The 16315-nt window shown below is 44.6% G+C and carries 13 protein-coding genes; all 13 read left to right on the top strand.

The window, feature by feature from the left end:
- Positions 1 to 56: 56 nt before the first annotated feature.
- The 13 genes from dxs to ACH6C1_RS09185 all read left to right on the top strand — a co-directional run bounded on the left by dxs (position 57) and on the right by ACH6C1_RS09185 (position 16267).
- A complete protein-coding gene (gene dxs, locus ACH6C1_RS09245) occupies positions 57 to 1952 on the top strand; it encodes a 1-deoxy-D-xylulose-5-phosphate synthase (RefSeq protein ID WP_374076533.1) in 1896 nt (631 codons plus the stop codon).
- 4 nt (positions 1953 to 1956) lie between these two features.
- A complete protein-coding gene (locus ACH6C1_RS09240) occupies positions 1957 to 2814 on the top strand; it encodes a TlyA family RNA methyltransferase (protein WP_374076532.1) in 858 nt (285 codons plus the stop codon).
- Positions 2807 to 3256: a transcriptional regulator AhrC/ArgR gene (gene ahrC / locus ACH6C1_RS09235; protein ID WP_038561172.1), complete on the top strand. Its 450-nt coding sequence runs from the start codon at positions 2807 to 2809 to the stop codon at positions 3254 to 3256. Before ACH6C1_RS09240 ends, ahrC begins: the two co-directional genes overlap by 8 nt.
- Before the next feature lie 24 nt (positions 3257 to 3280).
- Entirely contained in the window at positions 3281 to 5005 is a 1725-nt protein-coding gene (gene recN, locus ACH6C1_RS09230; RefSeq protein ID WP_374076530.1) for a DNA repair protein RecN, read from the top strand.
- 157 nt (positions 5006 to 5162) lie between these two features.
- A complete protein-coding gene (gene spoIVB / locus ACH6C1_RS09225) occupies positions 5163 to 6428 on the top strand; it encodes a SpoIVB peptidase (RefSeq protein WP_374076528.1) in 1266 nt (421 codons plus the stop codon).
- Between the two features lie 241 nt (positions 6429 to 6669).
- On the top strand, positions 6670 to 7458 hold the full coding sequence (spo0A, locus tag ACH6C1_RS09220) for a sporulation transcription factor Spo0A (RefSeq protein ID WP_374076526.1): 789 nt from the start codon (positions 6670 to 6672) through the stop codon (positions 7456 to 7458).
- A 283-nt stretch (positions 7459 to 7741) separates the two neighbouring features.
- Positions 7742 to 8674 (top strand): DMT family transporter, encoded by a 933-nt coding sequence (locus ACH6C1_RS09215; RefSeq protein ID WP_374076524.1) that lies wholly within the window; start codon positions 7742 to 7744, stop codon positions 8672 to 8674.
- Between the two features lie 285 nt (positions 8675 to 8959).
- Positions 8960 to 10249, top strand: coding sequence for an MFS transporter (locus ACH6C1_RS09210; RefSeq protein WP_374076522.1), 1290 nt, complete (start codon positions 8960 to 8962; stop codon positions 10247 to 10249).
- A 115-nt stretch (positions 10250 to 10364) separates the two neighbouring features.
- Positions 10365 to 12431 carry a bifunctional aldolase/short-chain dehydrogenase gene (locus ACH6C1_RS09205; RefSeq protein WP_374076520.1) on the top strand — a complete coding sequence of 689 codons (2067 nt, stop codon included), beginning with the start codon at positions 10365 to 10367 and terminating at the stop codon, positions 12429 to 12431.
- A gap of 11 nt (positions 12432 to 12442) precedes the next feature.
- Positions 12443 to 13888 (top strand): rhamnulokinase, encoded by a 1446-nt coding sequence (gene rhaB / locus ACH6C1_RS09200; RefSeq protein ID WP_374076518.1) that lies wholly within the window; start codon positions 12443 to 12445, stop codon positions 13886 to 13888.
- A complete protein-coding gene (gene rhaM / locus ACH6C1_RS09195) occupies positions 13872 to 14186 on the top strand; it encodes an L-rhamnose mutarotase (RefSeq protein ID WP_374076516.1) in 315 nt (104 codons plus the stop codon). Before rhaB ends, rhaM begins: the two co-directional genes overlap by 17 nt.
- Positions 14187 to 14198: 12 nt before the next feature.
- On the top strand, positions 14199 to 15452 hold the full coding sequence (gene rhaA / locus ACH6C1_RS09190; protein ID WP_374076514.1) for an L-rhamnose isomerase: 1254 nt from the start codon (positions 14199 to 14201) through the stop codon (positions 15450 to 15452).
- 53 nt (positions 15453 to 15505) lie between these two features.
- Positions 15506 to 16267, top strand: a complete 762-nt coding sequence (locus ACH6C1_RS09185; protein ID WP_095222575.1) for a DeoR/GlpR family DNA-binding transcription regulator — start codon at positions 15506 to 15508, stop codon at positions 16265 to 16267.
- The last annotated feature ends 48 nt before the right edge of the window (positions 16268 to 16315 follow it).

Raw genomic sequence — 16315 nt, 5'->3', positions numbered from 1 at the left:
CCTATTCATACTATGCTGTCAGGCTGATCAAGCCGGTGACAAAAGGGGAAGGTTATATGGATTTAACAGCAATTAAGAACCCGGCATTCTTGAAGGAAATGTCAAATGAGGAGCTAAAAGAACTTGCAGCTACCATCCGGACATTTCTGATTGAGAAGCTGTCCGTCACAGGGGGACATCTAGGTGCGAATCTTGGTGTCGTGGAACTCACACTAGCTCTGCATAAAGCATTCAACAGTCCGCAGGATAAATTTATCTGGGATGTAGGGCATCAAGCATACATTCACAAGATACTGACCGGCAGAACAGCAGACTTTGAAACACTACGCCAATATAAAGGCATGTGCGGCTTCCCGAAACGGATCGAGAGTGAGCACGATGTATGGGAGACAGGACACAGCTCTACGTCACTTTCTGCTGCAATGGGTATGGCTGCAGCAAGGGATATGATGGATGAGGATTATGAGGTCGTACCGGTTATTGGAGATGGTGCTCTCACAGGCGGAATGGCATTGGAAGCGCTGAACAATATAGGTGATGAAAAAAAGAACATTACTGTCATCCTTAATGATAACGAAATGTCTATCGCGAATAACGTTGGTGCACTGCATCATGTTCTCGGCAGAATGCGCAGTGCAGGGAAGTACAAGCGGGCGAAGGATGAAATGGAAACGCTGCTTAAAAAGATTCCTGCTGTGGGCGGCAAGCTGGCTAATGCTGCAGAACGGATGAAAGATAGCATGAAGTATTTTATGGTTCCCGGCATGTTTTTCGAGGAACTGGGATTCACCTATTTCGGACCTGTTGATGGCCATAACTTCCAAGACCTTGAAGAAGCGATAAATTACGCCAAGAAAACAAAAGGACCGAAAATCATCCATGTTGTTACCCAAAAAGGGAAAGGGTATCATCCTGCTGAAAGTGATAAAACAGATAATTGGCATGGAGTCGGCCCATACAAGATTGAATCCGGTGAAAAAATCAAAAGCTCCGCTACAGCTCCTGCTTGGAGTAAGGTGATCAGTGAAGCCGTCCTTGAGAAAGCACGTACGGATAAAAGGATTGCAGTCATTACTCCCGCTATGATTCTTGGTTCCAAACTGGAAAACTTCAAGAAAGAGATGCCGGATCGTCTTTTTGATGTCGGAATAGCAGAGCAGCATGCCACAACAATGGCAGCTGGAATGGCGACACAAGGAGTAAAACCTTTCCTTGCTATTTACTCCACTTTCCTGCAGCGGGCATATGACCAACTGCTTCATGACATTGCAAGACAAAACCTGAATGTTTTTGTCGGAATCGACCGAGCTGGTTTTGTTGGAGCGGATGGGGAGACGCATCAGGGGGTATACGACATATCGTTCCTGCGAGCAATGCCCAACTTCACCATTATGATGCCGAAGGATGAGAATGAAGCACAGCATATGGTCCATACTGCTTTGGCGCATGAAGAAGGGCCGATAGCCTTGCGTTACCCACGCGGAAATGCACTTGGTGTTCGAGTAGATGACACAACTCATGCATTGCCTATCGGAAGCTGGGAAGTGCTAAGAGAAGGAACGGATGCGGTTATCCTGACATTTGGGACAACAATTCCACTGGCAATGGAGGCAAGTGAATCACTCGCCGCTGATGGTATTTCTGTTCGCGTCGTGAACGCCCGTTTCATCAAACCGATGGACGAGGCCATGCTTCATGAGATTTTCTCTTCGGATTTACCGATCCTGACTGTGGAAGAAGCTGCACTTAAAGGCGGTTTCGGCAGTGGTGTGATGGAATTTGCTGAGGAGAATGGCTACAATGCTTCTTCTGTCAGACGAATGGGTATACCTGACTACTTTGTTGAACATGGCAGTGTTCCTGAACAAATGGAGGAAGTCGGATTAACGAAGGAAAATGCAATCGACAGACTCCGTAAAATTGTAAGAATGAATGAAGAGCAAAGGGCTTGAGTGAATGGCAAAAGTGAGATTGGATGTTCTCCTCGTGGAGAGAGGACTTATTGAAACTAGAGAAAAAGCAAAAAGGACGATCATGGCTGGACTCGTATATTCTGGCCAGGACCGTCTTGATAAACCTGGTATGAAAGTTGACGAAACAGCTGACTTAACTGTAAAAGGCAAAGTGATTCCGTATGTAGGACGAGGCGGATTGAAGCTGGAGAAGGCTTTGGATTATTTCGCAATCAGCGTCGAAGGCCGGACAATGGTTGATATCGGTTCCTCGACGGGCGGTTTCACTGATTGTGCTTTGCAGCGCGGTGCTGCGCGCAGCTATGCGATTGATGTCGGTTATAATCAGCTTGACTGGAAGCTGCGGAATGATCCGCGTGTCGTAGTAATGGAGAGAACGAATTTCCGTTATGTCACACCAGATATGCTGACAGAAGGACTGCCGAATTTCGCGTCAATTGATGTTTCTTTCATTTCCCTGCGATTGATTTTGCCTGCATTGAAGGGTATTCTAGCGCCAGGCAGCGATATTGTCGCGTTGATTAAACCACAGTTCGAAGCAGGTCGTGAACAAGTAGGCAGGAAAGGAATCGTACGAGATCGGAAAGTGCATTTAGAAGTACTGGAGGATACATTGAAATTCAGTGAATCGCTCGGTTTTCAGTATGAAGGACTGACTTTTTCACCAATAACTGGCGGGGACGGCAATATCGAATTCCTGGCTCACTTAGCTTTGGAAAAGGATACTGCAGGTGAATTCCCTGATACAGAGGCAATTAGAGCAGTCGTCGACGATGCGCATCAGCAACTATCCGCGAAGAAAGGCGTGTCGGAGGAAGCGATGGAGGAAGACAATGAGTAAAATTCAACGACATATCAAAATTCGCGAGTTGATCACAAACAACGATATTGAAACACAGGACGAGCTGGTTGACCATCTGAAGGATTTAGGTTTCAATGTGACGCAGGCTACTGTGTCCCGAGATATCAAGGAACTGCACCTTGTCAAAGTTCCAACCTTCGAGGGAGCTTACAAATACAGCTTGCCTGCTGACAATCGGTTCAATCCGCTTGAAAAACTCAAGCGGCTTATCATGGATGCTTTTGTAAGTATCGATACGACAAGTCATTTTATTGTACTTAAAACACTTCCTGGTAATGGGAATGCACTTGCAGTTCTTTTGGATAATCTGGATTGGGATGAGATTCTCGGTACGATCAGCGGGGATGACACGATTCTGATCATTTGCCGTACAGAAGCTGATACAGAATTTGTGAAAGACAAACTGCTGGCCATGCTGTAAACGGAAGTGAAATGAGGGGATACCATGCTTACAGAACTTTCGATTAAGGATTTTGCAATTATTGACCATATTCGGATACATTTCAAAGAAGGGCTTACTGTGCTGACTGGAGAAACGGGAGCAGGTAAGTCTATTGTCATTGATGCAGTCCAGCTGCTCAGCGGCGGTAGAGGATCGGTTGAATTCATCCGACACGGCCAGAAAAAAGCAGAGCTGGAAGGTCTTTTTATCATTGACTCACCCGATCACCCTATTTATGCGGTAGGTGCCCAATTTGGTGTGGATATTGATGATGGAATGGTTGTGATGGAACGTACAATGACGACAAGCGGAAAAAGTATTTGCCGTGTAAATGGCAAGCTGGTGACTTTGGCTATATTGCGTGAATTCGGCAAATCATTGATCGATATCCATACGCAGCACGAAACCCAATCCTTGATGGATGCTGAAAAGCATATCGAGCTTTTGGATTTATATGATGCAGAAGCAATCGGCAAGGCAAAGGAAGCTTATACGCTTCAATTCAAAGAACTTCAAAAATTGAAAAAACGTTATAAAGAATGGAATACGAACGAACAGGAAATGGCCCAGCGTCTTGATCTGTTGAAATTTCAATACAATGAATTGAAAGAAGCAGAGCTTCAGCCTGGTGAAGATGAACAGCTTACGGAAGAGCGTACAAAGCTGATGAATTATGAACGTATTTATCAAGCCCTTCATGATGCATATAATGCGCTATACGGAGAGCAAAAGGGTTTGGACTGGGTTGGACATGCTTTGGCTAGTCTTGAATCCGCTAGTTCTTATGATGAAGATATCCAGAAGCATCATCAGATGATCAGTGAACAATATTATCTGATGGAGGATCTCACATTCCAGCTGAGCAGTCAGCTTGATTCGCTTTCTTACAACCCAGAACGATTGAATGAAATTGAAATGCGTTTGAATGAAATAAACCGATTGAAAAAGAAATATGGACAATCCGTCGAAGAAATCCTGGAATATGCAGCAAGTATCGAGGATGAAATCGATCAGATTCAAAATCGTGACTCCCACATTCATCAGCTGGAGCAGCAGATTGCCGATCTTGGTGAAGACACAATGCTAGAAGCAAAACAGCTTCATGACCTGCGTGTACAAGCAGCTGTCCAGTTAACAGACGCAATTCATGATGAGCTGAAGGATTTGTATTTAGAGAAAGCGCGTTTCCATGTCGACGTACAGTTAAAGGCTGGTAGGTCTGGTGATCCAGAATTGAATGGCATGCCTGTCCAATTGACAGCAGATGGCTTTGACGCGATTACATTCCATATCTCTACCAACCCGGGAGAACCCTTGAAGGAGTTGCACAAAGTAGCTTCAGGCGGGGAATTATCCCGTATCATGCTAGCTCTGAAGCGTATTTTCTCCAGGCATCAAGGTGTGACGAGTGTCATTTTTGATGAAGTGGATACAGGTGTCAGCGGCCGTGTTGCCCAAGCGATAGGGGAGAAGATTTACGGTATCTCTGTTGGCTCACAGGTATTATGTATCACGCATTTGCCGCAGGTAGCTTCCATGGCGGATACGCATTTATTAATTGAAAAGCATGTAGAAAACAACAGCACGCATACGTCAGTGACTGAGCTCGGTCAAGACACTGCTGTTGAAGAAATCAGCCGAATGATGACCGGAACTGTGCTTACAGAAAAGACCAAAGAGCATGCAAGAGAACTGATAACCCTTGCTGGACAATACAAACAATCATAATCCTGCCATACATGGCAGGATTTTTCTTTTAAATAAAGGAAAAGATAGGCGCTTTTTCTGATGTTTTCTGGGTTTAAAAAGCCTCTGTAAAAGTCAAACTAGAAGTACATAAACAAGCATGAACTGCTGTGGGGTAGGACTTCTAGGAGATGAGAAAATGAAGAATAAGGTAGCAGCACTGCGCATCGCCATTGGTCTTTGTCTGCTGGCTCTAGTATTAGCCGCACCATTGACAAAGCCAGTACAGTCCTTTTTGAGCATACCCAAAACAATGACTTTGTTTTCAAATAACGATCCTTCTGATGCTCTTCCAGCCTTTGGTGACGGTAAGGCTATAGAAGCCATCGATCAAGATGCCTTTAAGGGCCAGTCAACAAGCAAACAAGATCTCGTTTACACGGTAGGAAGTATACCTGTAAAAAAGGTATCTGTTGATGTATTGTCAGATATCCGCATTGTACCTGGAGGACATTCAGTAGGAGTCAAGCTTCATACATTAGGTGTTCTTGTAGTCGGTCACCACCAAGTAAGAACCGCCGAAGCAAGTGTATCTCCTGGAGAAGATGCGGCTATCTATACTGGGGATATTCTGTTGAAGATCGATGAGAAGGAAATCCACAGGATGGAAGAAGTTGCTCCGCTGATCGAAAAAGCTGGTAAAGAAGGTAAGCCTGTCAGCATTGAAGTGAAACGCGGCAGCCAAGTTTTGACTACTGAGCTTAATCCCGCGCTGGATGATAAGGATAAACAGTACCGAATGGGTCTCTATATCCGTGATTCAGCAGCCGGTATTGGTACAATGACCTTCTATGATCCTGCATCGAAGAACTATGGTGCATTAGGCCATGTCATATCGGATATGGATACACAAAAGCCTATTGAGATTCATGACGGTACAATCGTCAGATCTAATGTAACAAGCATTCAAAAAGGAAACAATGGCAAACCTGGGGAAAAACTCGCTGAATTCAGCATGAACCGCAATTATATCGGAACCATCACGAAGAATAGCCCTTTTGGTATTTTCGGCAAATTGGAAAGTGATATGCGTCAAAATGAAGAGGAAAAAGCACTGCCAATTGCTTTAAGCGAGGACGTAAAGAAAGGACCAGCAGTTATCCGGACTGTAGTCGATGGTGAGAAGATAGAAGAATTCGACGTGGAAATCGTCAATAGCGTACCACAGGATCATCCTGCAACAAAAGGTATGATCATCAAAGTTACAGACAAACGTCTGCTTGCTAAAACAGGTGGAATCGTGCAAGGGATGAGTGGAAGCCCGATCATTCAGGATGGTAAGCTTATTGGAGCAGTTACGCACGTATTCGTTAATGATCCGACGTCCGGTTATGGTGTCCATATTGAATGGATGCTGCAGGAAGCAGGTATCGACATTTACAAAAGCGATAAAAAAGCAAGCTGAAAAAGGCAATTCCTGTTCGTTTTCGAATAGGATTGTCTTTTTCTTTTTCAAGTCATACGGTATACTGTAAAGACAAGAAACACCTGTTCGGAACACTCTGCGTCGTATGCTGTCGAATGATGGACGGTATTTCATACTTTGGAAATAAAAGTGAGGTTTTTTTCAATTTGGCAGGAATTGACCTTGATGTGTCGAAACTATAACGTGGAATCATAAGGGATATTAAGGGAGGAAGCTGGGAATGGATAAGATAAAAGCAGTTTTGGTCGATGACAATCGAGAGCTTGTGCAGCTTATGGAGGAATACTTTGAAGACCAATCCGATATAGAGGTAATTGGAACAGCTTATAATGGAAAAGATTGTTTAGATATGCTGGAAGATATCCAGCCTGATGTCATCGTACTCGACATCATCATGCCGCATGTCGATGGACTGGCTGTTCTTCGTACATTGAGGGAAAGAACATCCGCACCGATGCCGCATGTGATCATGCTAACGGCTTTCGGTCAAGAAGAAGTGACAAAGAAGGCAGTGGATCTCGGTGCTGCTTATTTCATCCTTAAGCCCTTCGATCTTGAGAACCTGGCAGCACAGATCCGTCAGGTAAGCGGAAATGGCGGAAGTTATGATTCAAGTCCGATTCGTGTCACAAAAGAGAAAAAACGTGATAAAAAACCGAATTTGGAAGCAAGCATCACCAATATCATCCATGAAATCGGTGTGCCGGCACACATCAAGGGTTATATGTACCTGCGTGAAGCAATCACAATGGTCTATAATGATATTGATTTGCTCGGTTCGATTACGAAGGTTCTTTATCCGGACATTGCCAAAACATATAATACAACAGCTTCCCGAGTGGAAAGAGCAATCCGCCATGCTATCGAAGTAGCCTGGAACCGCGGAAACATGGATTCCATCTCCTCCCTGTTCGGATACACTGTCAGCATCTCAAAAGCGAAGCCGACGAATTCTGAATTCATTGCAATGGTAGCAGATCGTCTGCGGCTTGAGCACCGTGCCAGTTGAAGCTGAAATAGATCGATCGTAATCCAAAAAGACCGAAAACGGCTTTGCTTTAGCTATAAATACTATATTTTAAAGTGTTAACGCTTCTGTTTATCGATCGCCGATAAAGGGAGGCGTTTTTATTTTGGTTATTCCTTTTGGAATAGTTGACTAACAGCCATTCCAAGGGTATACAATAGGACTATCATCAAGGAGAGGAAGATACATACGAAGAACAACAAGTATTATAATTCATTACCTCCTCCTTATTTTGTCAGAAAAAGTGTTCGAGGAGTTTTATTCTATGATTACTGCATTAATAGGGATTTTAATTGGTACAGGATTGTCATTTCAAACAGCTGTGAATTCGCAATTGAGGAAGTTTGTTATTTCTCCGTATTTGGCTTCCATGATCTCATTCGTGATTGGGGCTCTATCTTTGGCCGTTATAACTTTGATAACAGGTTCACCGCTAGGAATATCATGGGGATTCATTTCCCAGCAGCCGGTTTGGATTTGGCTCGGCGGTGTCCTAGGAGTAATTTTTCTTACAGTCAACATTTTGCTTTTCCCTAAATTGGGCAGTGTACAAACAGCAATCATGCCTATCTTAGGACAAATTATTATGGGGATGCTGATTGATAATTTTGGATGGTTCCATTCTATGGAGGAACCATTTGATATGTATCGGATAATAGGTATAGTTTTAGTCATAATTGGTGTGTTTTTAGCTATTGCCATCCAGGAGTTAAGATCAAGAGGGGAAAAGAAGAAAGAAAAAAATCTGAATCTGTGGATCTGGCGTCTAGTCGGAATAGCATCAGGAATGCTGATGTCAACTCAGGTAGCGATAAATGGGCAGCTTGGCATAGTTCTGCATTCTTCCATACAAGCGGCTTTTGTCTCCTTTTTCATTGGTGCACTTACTTTGATTATTGTAGTCGCCTTGAAAGAACGCACTTTTGCAGGGATAAAAAATCCAATAAAGCAAAAAGCCTCGTGGTGGGTCTGGCTAGGTGGATTTTTAGGAGCAGCATATGTATTAATTAACATTTACTTAGTAGGTCAAGTGGGGACAGGGCAGACTGTTGTTTTAGTTCTCTTTGGACAAATTGCTGGAAGTTTGCTGATTCAGCGATTGGGATTGATGGGCTCTTATAAAGCTCAGATTGATTTCATACAGATAGTTGGTCTTCTTATGATCTTGGCTGGAGTAATATTCGTAAGGATGTTCTAACCACAAAAGTAATCTCGTTCGTATTTGGAGAAGAAAAAGCTTGCATTATCATGTTATTGATAATGCAAGTTTTTTTATGTTATTAGTTAATCATAATATAATTATGTAAACTTATTATATCATTTTCTGTATTTAGATGGATTTTTGCAAAAAAACAAAATAAATACAGGTAAATAAAGACAAACAAAAGAATTTAGTGTATAATCCTGTCGTAAGGCAAAATGTAAGCGCTTTATAAAAAGGGTGGTTTTAAATACTGCCGCAATGTATAGGAGGGAATGAACAATGGCAGCAAAACAAGGAAGTTTAAAGGCTACAATTACAGTTGCGATGTCCAATTATTTGGAGGCTGGTTCAATTGTTGCCGGAGCTGGTGGTTTGACATTATGGATGGAGTACCTGAATTTGAATGATGCAAAGCTGGGTCTGCTAGGTGCATTGAGTGCCAATGGCTTTGGATCGGCGATTGGGGCTTTTCTTGGCGGTATCTTGGTGGACAAGTTCGGCAGGAAGTTTATTTATAAGTATGATTTGCTTGTGTACATGCTGGGGATTTTGCTGATTACTTTTTCATTTAATTTCCCGATGCTCCTTGTAGGTTATGTTGTGACAGGAATCGCTGTCGGAGCGGCAATTCCAGCTGCTTGGACATACATAGCGGAAGAAGCTCCCAAGGGTGAGAGGGCGGCTCGTGTCGGCTGGGGACAATTTGCTTGGTCAATTGGTCCTGCGATAACGCTGTTTCTGTCAGTTTTGCTGGCGCCTTTAGGTTTGCTTGGCAGCAGAATCATCTTTGCACAGCTCTTTGTCGTGGCTCTCATAACATGGATCATGCAGCAGCAGATCAATGAGTCGACAATCTGGACGGAGGAAAAAGAAAAGAGCCGCAAAGAAACAGGTAAGCAGGATGTTTCGTGGAAGCAATTGTTTACCGTTCAAGCAAATCTAAAAGCGATTGTACTGCTTGTTGGCATTTATGTTTTCTGGAATCTTGTTGCGGGGGTCATGGGTTATTTCATGCCGTATATTTACGAAACAGTCGGCGGCTTATCTGCATCACAGGCCAACTTATTGCAAGGCTTCCTTTGGACGTTAACTGTGGCAGCAACTTATTTCGTCTTCATCAAGCTCGGTGACCGGGTAAATCGTAAGCTTCTTTATGGAATCGGAGCGGGTATGGGCATCTCTGCTTGGCTGGTTCTTACGTTTGGCGGTATGGGCATGTTCGAGCTGTTCACATTTGTTGTACTTTGGGGGATTGCAGCTGGATTCGGGGCACAGGCATTTTATGGCCTTTGGGCTGGAGAACTGTTCCATACACGTTACCGGGCAAAGGCACAAGGTTTCATCTTTGCACTGGCACGGATAGCAGTTGGATTGATTTCCCTTGTTGTTCCTTTAATGATTAGTTCTCTTGGATTCCAGGCAGCTGGTTTGATTATGATTGGATTCCTCGTTATCGCAGCCGTCGTTGGTTTAATCATGGCACCAGAAACAAGAGGGAAATCATTGGAGGAAATTCAGGAAGAGCGGTATGGAAGTGTAGAAGAGAGACGGCGTCATGCGAGAAATTAACAAAACAAAAATAAACAAATAAAAATAAAGATAAATACACACAAGAAAGTAAATCTGTTATATAATGAATTCATAATTTGAAAGCGCTTCATCAACTGTAGAAGGAGTGGTAAAATTGGTACAGAATAAATGGAATGAATCTAATGCAAATCAGGTCGAAGGGCTCGATGAACTCGTATATAGATCGAATTTAATTGGTAGTGATCGTACTGTCTGTAACTGGGGTGGCGGAAATACATCCATGAAAACTACGATCGAGGACTTCCGCGGACGTCCGGTAGAAGTTATGTATGTGAAAGGAAGCGGTTCTGATTTAGCATCCATGGGCGCGCATAATTTCACCGGATTACGGATGGAGGATATTCGCCCATTGTTTGAAAGGGATTCGATGTCTGATGAAGAAATGGTTGCTTATTTAAGTCAATGCATGATTGATGCTAGTCATCCGCGTGCTTCCATTGAAACACTGCTGCATGCGTTCCTGCCATTCAAGCATGTCGACCATACACATCCTGACAGCATCATCAGTCTATGCTGTGCAGATAATGGTCAGGAAATCGCGAAAGAAATATTCGGTGAGCGATTCGTCTGGGTTCCTTATATCCGTCCTGGATTCACTTTGTCTAAAATGATCGCAGAAGCAGTTGCAGCAAACCCGCAGGCAGAACTAGTTCTGATGGAAAAGCATGGCTTGGTCGTTTGGGGAGAGACAGCGAAAGAGAGTTATGATCGGACGATTGCTGTCATCAATGAAGCAGAAAGCTATATTCGACAAAAGCAATCGGAAACAAAAGCTTTTGGCGGAGAGAAGGTTGCCGCTTTGGATAAACAAAAACGACAACAGCTTATTACGAAAGTGATGCCAATCATCAGAGGTGCAGTGAGCGGAGAAAAGAAAATGATTCTAAGCTTCGACGATAGCGAAGATGTGCTCGAATTCGTGAACAGCGAACAAGTACAGCAGTTGAGTCAGATAGGAGCGGCGTGTCCGGATCATCTTGTACATACAAAGCGAACGCCTTTGTACATTGCATACGATCCATCTGCTGAGGATGCTGAGACATTGAATCGAAAAGTAGAAGAAGGCATCCAAAACTTCGCGAAAGAATACGAGGATTATTTCAATCGCCTCGCTTCAGAGGGAGATGTGATGTTCGAAGCTGTACCTAGAGTCGTGCTCATTCCGGGTGTAGGGATGGTGACGACAGGCAAGGACAAGAAAGCTGCGGATATCAGTGCTGCTTTGTATCATCGCGCAATTGCAGTGATGAAAGGAGCAACAGCACTCGGTGACTTTGTTTCCTTGTCTGAAGCAGAATCCTTTGCTGTGGAGTACTGGCCATTGGAGCTGTATAAGCTGTCCTTGGCACCACCTGAAGCAAGGTTCAGCCGCTCAGTCGTTCTCGTCACAGGCGGTGCCGGCGGTATCGGCAGTGCAACATTGCGTGTCTTCCTGGAGGGTGGTGCTCATGCGGTTGTGACCGATATCAATCTTGAAGGTGCAGAAAAGGTCGCTCAAGAGCTAAATGAAACATATGGAGCGGGACGTGCGATAGCGGTCAAAATGGATGTAACCGATGAAACTGCTATCACTGAAGCGTTCGAGAAAGCGGTTCGACAATTTGGCGGAGTAGATCACATCGTCAATAATGCAGGTCTTGCTACAAGCAGCCCATTCGATGAAACGACATTAAAAGAATGGCAGCTTAATATGGATGTATTGGGTACAGGATATTTCCTCGTTGCCCGTGAAGCCTTCCGATTGATGAAACAGCAAGGTATTGGCGGGAGTATGGTATTTGTCGGATCGAAAAACTCTGTTTATGCCGGCAAGAATGCAGCGGCTTACAGTGCAGTGAAAGCAATGGAAATGCATTTGGCTAGATGTATTGCTGCAGAAGGCGGCAGCTATGGGATTCGGGTAAACGGTGTCCTTCCTGATGCTGTGCTGCAAGGGTCTGCGATCTGGGGGTCTAAATGGCGTGAGGAACGGGCAGCTGCTTATAATATTTCACCAGATGAATTGGAAGAGCATTATCGTAAACGGACGACACTTGGTGTGAATATTTATCCAAGTGATATTGCGGAATCCATTGCTTTCTTCGCCTCAGATGCAGCGCAAAAAACAACTGGCTGCATGATAACAGTGGACGGCGGCGTACCGGCTGCCTTCACTAGATAGGGGGATATCGCATGCATATTGCGGTTGATATCGGTGCGTCAAGCGGGCGGCTGGTCTCTGCTGAACTAAAAGACGGAAAGCTCGTCATCCAGGAGATCCACCGTTTTGCGAATGGCTACCAGAAACAAGGAGACCACCTCTGCTGGGATATTGATCATCTGGAAGAACAGATTTTAAGAGGGTTGGAAATTGCCAAGCAGCAAGGTATCGCTTCATGTACGCTCGGAATTGATACATGGGCAGTGGACTACGTGTTGTTAGGGGAAAATGGTGAGCGATTGCGCGATGTGATCGCTTACCGGGATTCCCGGACAGACGGTGTGATGGAACAGGTGTGGGAAGAGGTATCAAAAAATGAGATTTACCGAAGAACAGGCATCCAGTTTCAGCCCTTCAACACAATATATCAGCTCTTCACAGAAAGCGAGGAGCTGATTCAAGAGACTGAAACGATTTTGCTTGTTCCAGATTATCTGAACTACAGACTTACCGGGAAAAAAGTGATGGAAGCGACCAATGCTTCTACAATGCAGCTGTTACAGCCGCTTACGAAGGGTTACAATACAGATTTGCTTGCTTTAACAGGTTTCCAATCTGAACAGTTTGCTCCTCTCATTGAAGCCGGCACAATTATCGGTGATCTCAGCGCCACTCTAAAAGAACAATATGACCTTCCTGTTTGTACTCTTATTGCTGTAGGGTCGCATGATACAGCTTCTGCAATTGCCGGGGTGCCTGCTAATGGGGAACGATGGGCATATCTTAGCAGCGGCACCTGGTCACTGATTGGGACTGAGCGAAAACAGCCGATCCTGGAGGACAGAAGTTTAGAGAAGAATTTTACGAATGAATGGGGCATTAACAATACGTATCGGTTCTTGAAAAATATCATCGGCATGTGGGTGATACAGGAAATCAGAAGAGTATATCCGGTTGATTATAATTTTGGCGAGATGGTTGAGGAAGCAAAGCAGACTAACCTGAAACAGATAGCTTCAGTCAACTTGAATGATGCAAGATTTCTAAAGCCAGACAACATGATTGAGGAAATCCAGGACTATTGCCGAGAAACGGATCAATTTGTACCTGTAAGTATCGGAGAGCTCAGCCTGACAGTGTTCCATAATCTGGCTATTGCTTACAGCGAAGCTTTGAAGGAGTTGGAAGCTCTGACAGGAGAAAGCATTCAAACGCTGCACATAGTCGGCGGCGGGTCACAGAATAATGTGCTGAATCAGCTGACAGCAGATTATAGCGGATTACAAGTAGTTGCTGGTCCTACAGAAGCGACAGCTCTTGGAAATTTGATTGTACAGATGATAGCCGCAGGTGAGCTGGATTCGTTGGATGCTGGCCGACAGCTTATCCGTGAATCCTTTCCAGTCGAGACGTTCTTGCCAGCCGGTCGTGATGTAACCGGAGAAAACAGGAGGACAATCCATGATTCGAAAAGCTAGTGTGATGTACGTTTACCGGGATAAATTCGATGAATACAAAGAACGCCATGATAAGCTATGGCCAGAAATGGAGCAGGTTTTGAAGGAGCATGGTGTCAGCAACTACAGTATCTTCCTGCATGAACCAACTGCTATGTTATTCGCCTATTTGGAAGCAGAATCAGAAGAAAAGCATGCTAGCATAGCCCAAACAGAAGTGTGTCAGCGATGGTGGACATATATGCGGGATATCATGGAGACGAACCCTGATAATAGTCCAGTCAGTGAAACGGTGAACGAGGTATTTCATTTAGATTGAGGAGGAAAACATATGACAGTAATTAAAGCGTATGAACTGGCAAAATCGATGTATGAGGCATTAGGAGTCGACGTAGAAGCTGCATTGAACAAATTGAAAACGGTACCAATCAGTATCCATTGCTGGCAGGGAGATGATATCGGCGGGTTCGAAGTGCAGCAGAATGAGCTGTCAGGCGGAATCGATGTGACAGGTAATTATCCTGGAAAGGCTACAACGCCGGAAGAACTGCGCGCAGACCTTGAAATGGCATTACGTCTCATTCCAGGCAAGCATCGTATCAATTTGCACGCAATTTACGCAGAAACAAACGGTCAGCACGTGGAGCGTAATGAAATTAAGCCGGAACATTTCCGGAACTGGGTAGAGTGGGCAAAGCAGCATGATCTAGGACTGGATTTCAATCCGACGATCTTTTCCCATGAAAAAGCAGCCGATGGTCTAACCCTGGCCCATCCGGATGAAGAAATCCGCCAATTTTGGATAGAGCACTGCATCGCATCACGCCGAATCGGGGAGTATTTCGGAAAAGAGCTTGGTTCAGCCAGCCTTACGAATATCTGGATCCCAGATGGCTATAAGGACGTACCAAGTGATCGGCTAACGCCAAGAGAACGCCTGAAGCGCTCACTCGATCAGATTTTTGCTGTCGAAATTGATGAAAAATACAATATCGATGCTGTAGAAAGCAAGCTGTTCGGCATCGGCTCGGAGTCCTATGTTGTCGGCTCTCATGAATTTTACATGGGTTACGCTTTGACTCGCGGCAAGCATTTGCTGATGGATACTGGGCATTATCATCCGACGGAAATGGTTTCGAACAAGCTCAGCGGTACGCTTCCATTTACAGATAAAATCGCTTTGCATGTATCACGTCCGGTACGCTGGGACAGCGACCATGTAGTGACGTTTGATGACGAGCTGAAGGAGATTGCCCATGAGCTGGTCCGTAATAACACGCTAGATACGATACGGATCGGGCTTGATTTCTTTGACGCCAGTATCAATCGTGTCGCTGCTTGGGTAATTGGTACCCGCAATATGCAGAAGGCTCTTCTTTATGCATTGCTGACACCGCATGCAGAGCTGAAAGAATATCAAGAGAGGGGACAATTCACAGAAAGACTTATGCTGATGGAAGAGCTGAAAAGTTATCCATTTGGCGCAGTATGGGATTATTTCTGCCAGGAAATGCAAGTACCGCGCGGGACGGCGTGGCTGCAGCATGTCCAGGAGTACGAAAGAAACGAAATGGCTCAACGGTAACACGTTAGATTATGCTACACTATAATCAAAACGTGATAAAGGCAGGAAAAGGGATGTTAGTTGCAGAAAGACAAAGGAAGATCGTAGAACTGGTCAACGAGCGGGCCAGTGTTAGAGTTACCGAACTCAGTTCTCTCTTTCATGTAACCGAGGAGACGATACGGCGTGACCTTGAGAAGCTTGAAAAGGAACAGCTATTGCATCGCAGTCATGGCGGGGCAGTCCGCATAGAAGAAGGTGCAACCGAGATTGCCCATGAAGCGCGTGAAGTGATGCGAATGCAGGAAAAGCAGGCGATTGCCAAAGCAGCAGTTTCGGAAATCCAGGCTGGAGAGCGGATCATACTGGATGCCAGTACAACAGCATGGTATATGGCAAAGGAATTGCCAAATATGCCGCTGACGATCATAACCAATAGTATCAAGGTGGCGCTTGCTTGCAGTTTAAAGGACCAAATACGAGTCATTTCGCTCGGCGGACAGCTGCTATCGAAATCTTTATCCTTCGTAGGGCCGCTGACAGAAAGGTCATTGACAACTTATTATGTGGATAAAACTTTTCTTTCCTGTAAAAGCGTGCATCTCGAACATGGTCTGAGTGACTCGAATGAACAGCAGGCTATCGTAAAGAAAAAGATGATCGAGATTGCAGGCAAAACAATTTTGTTAGCTGATTCAAGTAAATTCGGGAAGAGGGCTTTTGCGACTATTACCGAACTTGGGCGGATTTCAAAAGTCTACACGGATGCAGGAATCGATTCTGCAACTAAAAGCTATTTTGAAAAACAGAACATGGAGTTCCAGGCTGTGAACTAATCAACTGACCCCGCAAGGTAAGCTTTGCGGGGTTGCTAAGGATGGTAT

Origin of the sequence: Terribacillus sp. JSM ZJ617, assembly GCF_044383785.1 — a bacterium.
Classification (GTDB): Bacteria; Bacillota; Bacilli; order Bacillales; family Amphibacillaceae; genus Terribacillus.
The sequence above is the reverse complement of the archived record's forward strand: the minus strand, read 5'-3'. Positions and strand labels throughout refer to the sequence as shown.

Bases quoted from the DNA above. Each gene is read 5' to 3' on its own strand.
- dxs (WP_374076533.1), top strand. From the start codon at position 57: ATGGATTTAACAGCAATTAAGAACCCGGCATTCTTGAAGGAAATGTCA.
- ACH6C1_RS09240 (WP_374076532.1), top strand. From the start codon at position 1,957: ATGGCAAAAGTGAGATTGGATGTTCTCCTCGTGGAGAGAGGACTTATT.
- ahrC (WP_038561172.1), top strand. From the start codon at position 2,807: ATGAGTAAAATTCAACGACATATCAAAATTCGCGAGTTGATCACAAAC.
- recN (WP_374076530.1), top strand. From the start codon at position 3,281: ATGCTTACAGAACTTTCGATTAAGGATTTTGCAATTATTGACCATATT.
- spoIVB (WP_374076528.1), top strand. From the start codon at position 5,163: ATGAAGAATAAGGTAGCAGCACTGCGCATCGCCATTGGTCTTTGTCTG.
- spo0A (WP_374076526.1), top strand. From the start codon at position 6,670: ATGGATAAGATAAAAGCAGTTTTGGTCGATGACAATCGAGAGCTTGTG.
- ACH6C1_RS09215 (WP_374076524.1), top strand. From the start codon at position 7,742: ATGATTACTGCATTAATAGGGATTTTAATTGGTACAGGATTGTCATTT.
- ACH6C1_RS09210 (WP_374076522.1), top strand. From the start codon at position 8,960: ATGGCAGCAAAACAAGGAAGTTTAAAGGCTACAATTACAGTTGCGATG.
- rhaB (WP_374076518.1), top strand. From the start codon at position 12,443: ATGCATATTGCGGTTGATATCGGTGCGTCAAGCGGGCGGCTGGTCTCT.
- rhaM (WP_374076516.1), top strand. From the start codon at position 13,872: ATGATTCGAAAAGCTAGTGTGATGTACGTTTACCGGGATAAATTCGAT.
- rhaA (WP_374076514.1), top strand. From the start codon at position 14,199: ATGACAGTAATTAAAGCGTATGAACTGGCAAAATCGATGTATGAGGCA.
- ACH6C1_RS09185 (WP_095222575.1), top strand. From the start codon at position 15,506: ATGTTAGTTGCAGAAAGACAAAGGAAGATCGTAGAACTGGTCAACGAG.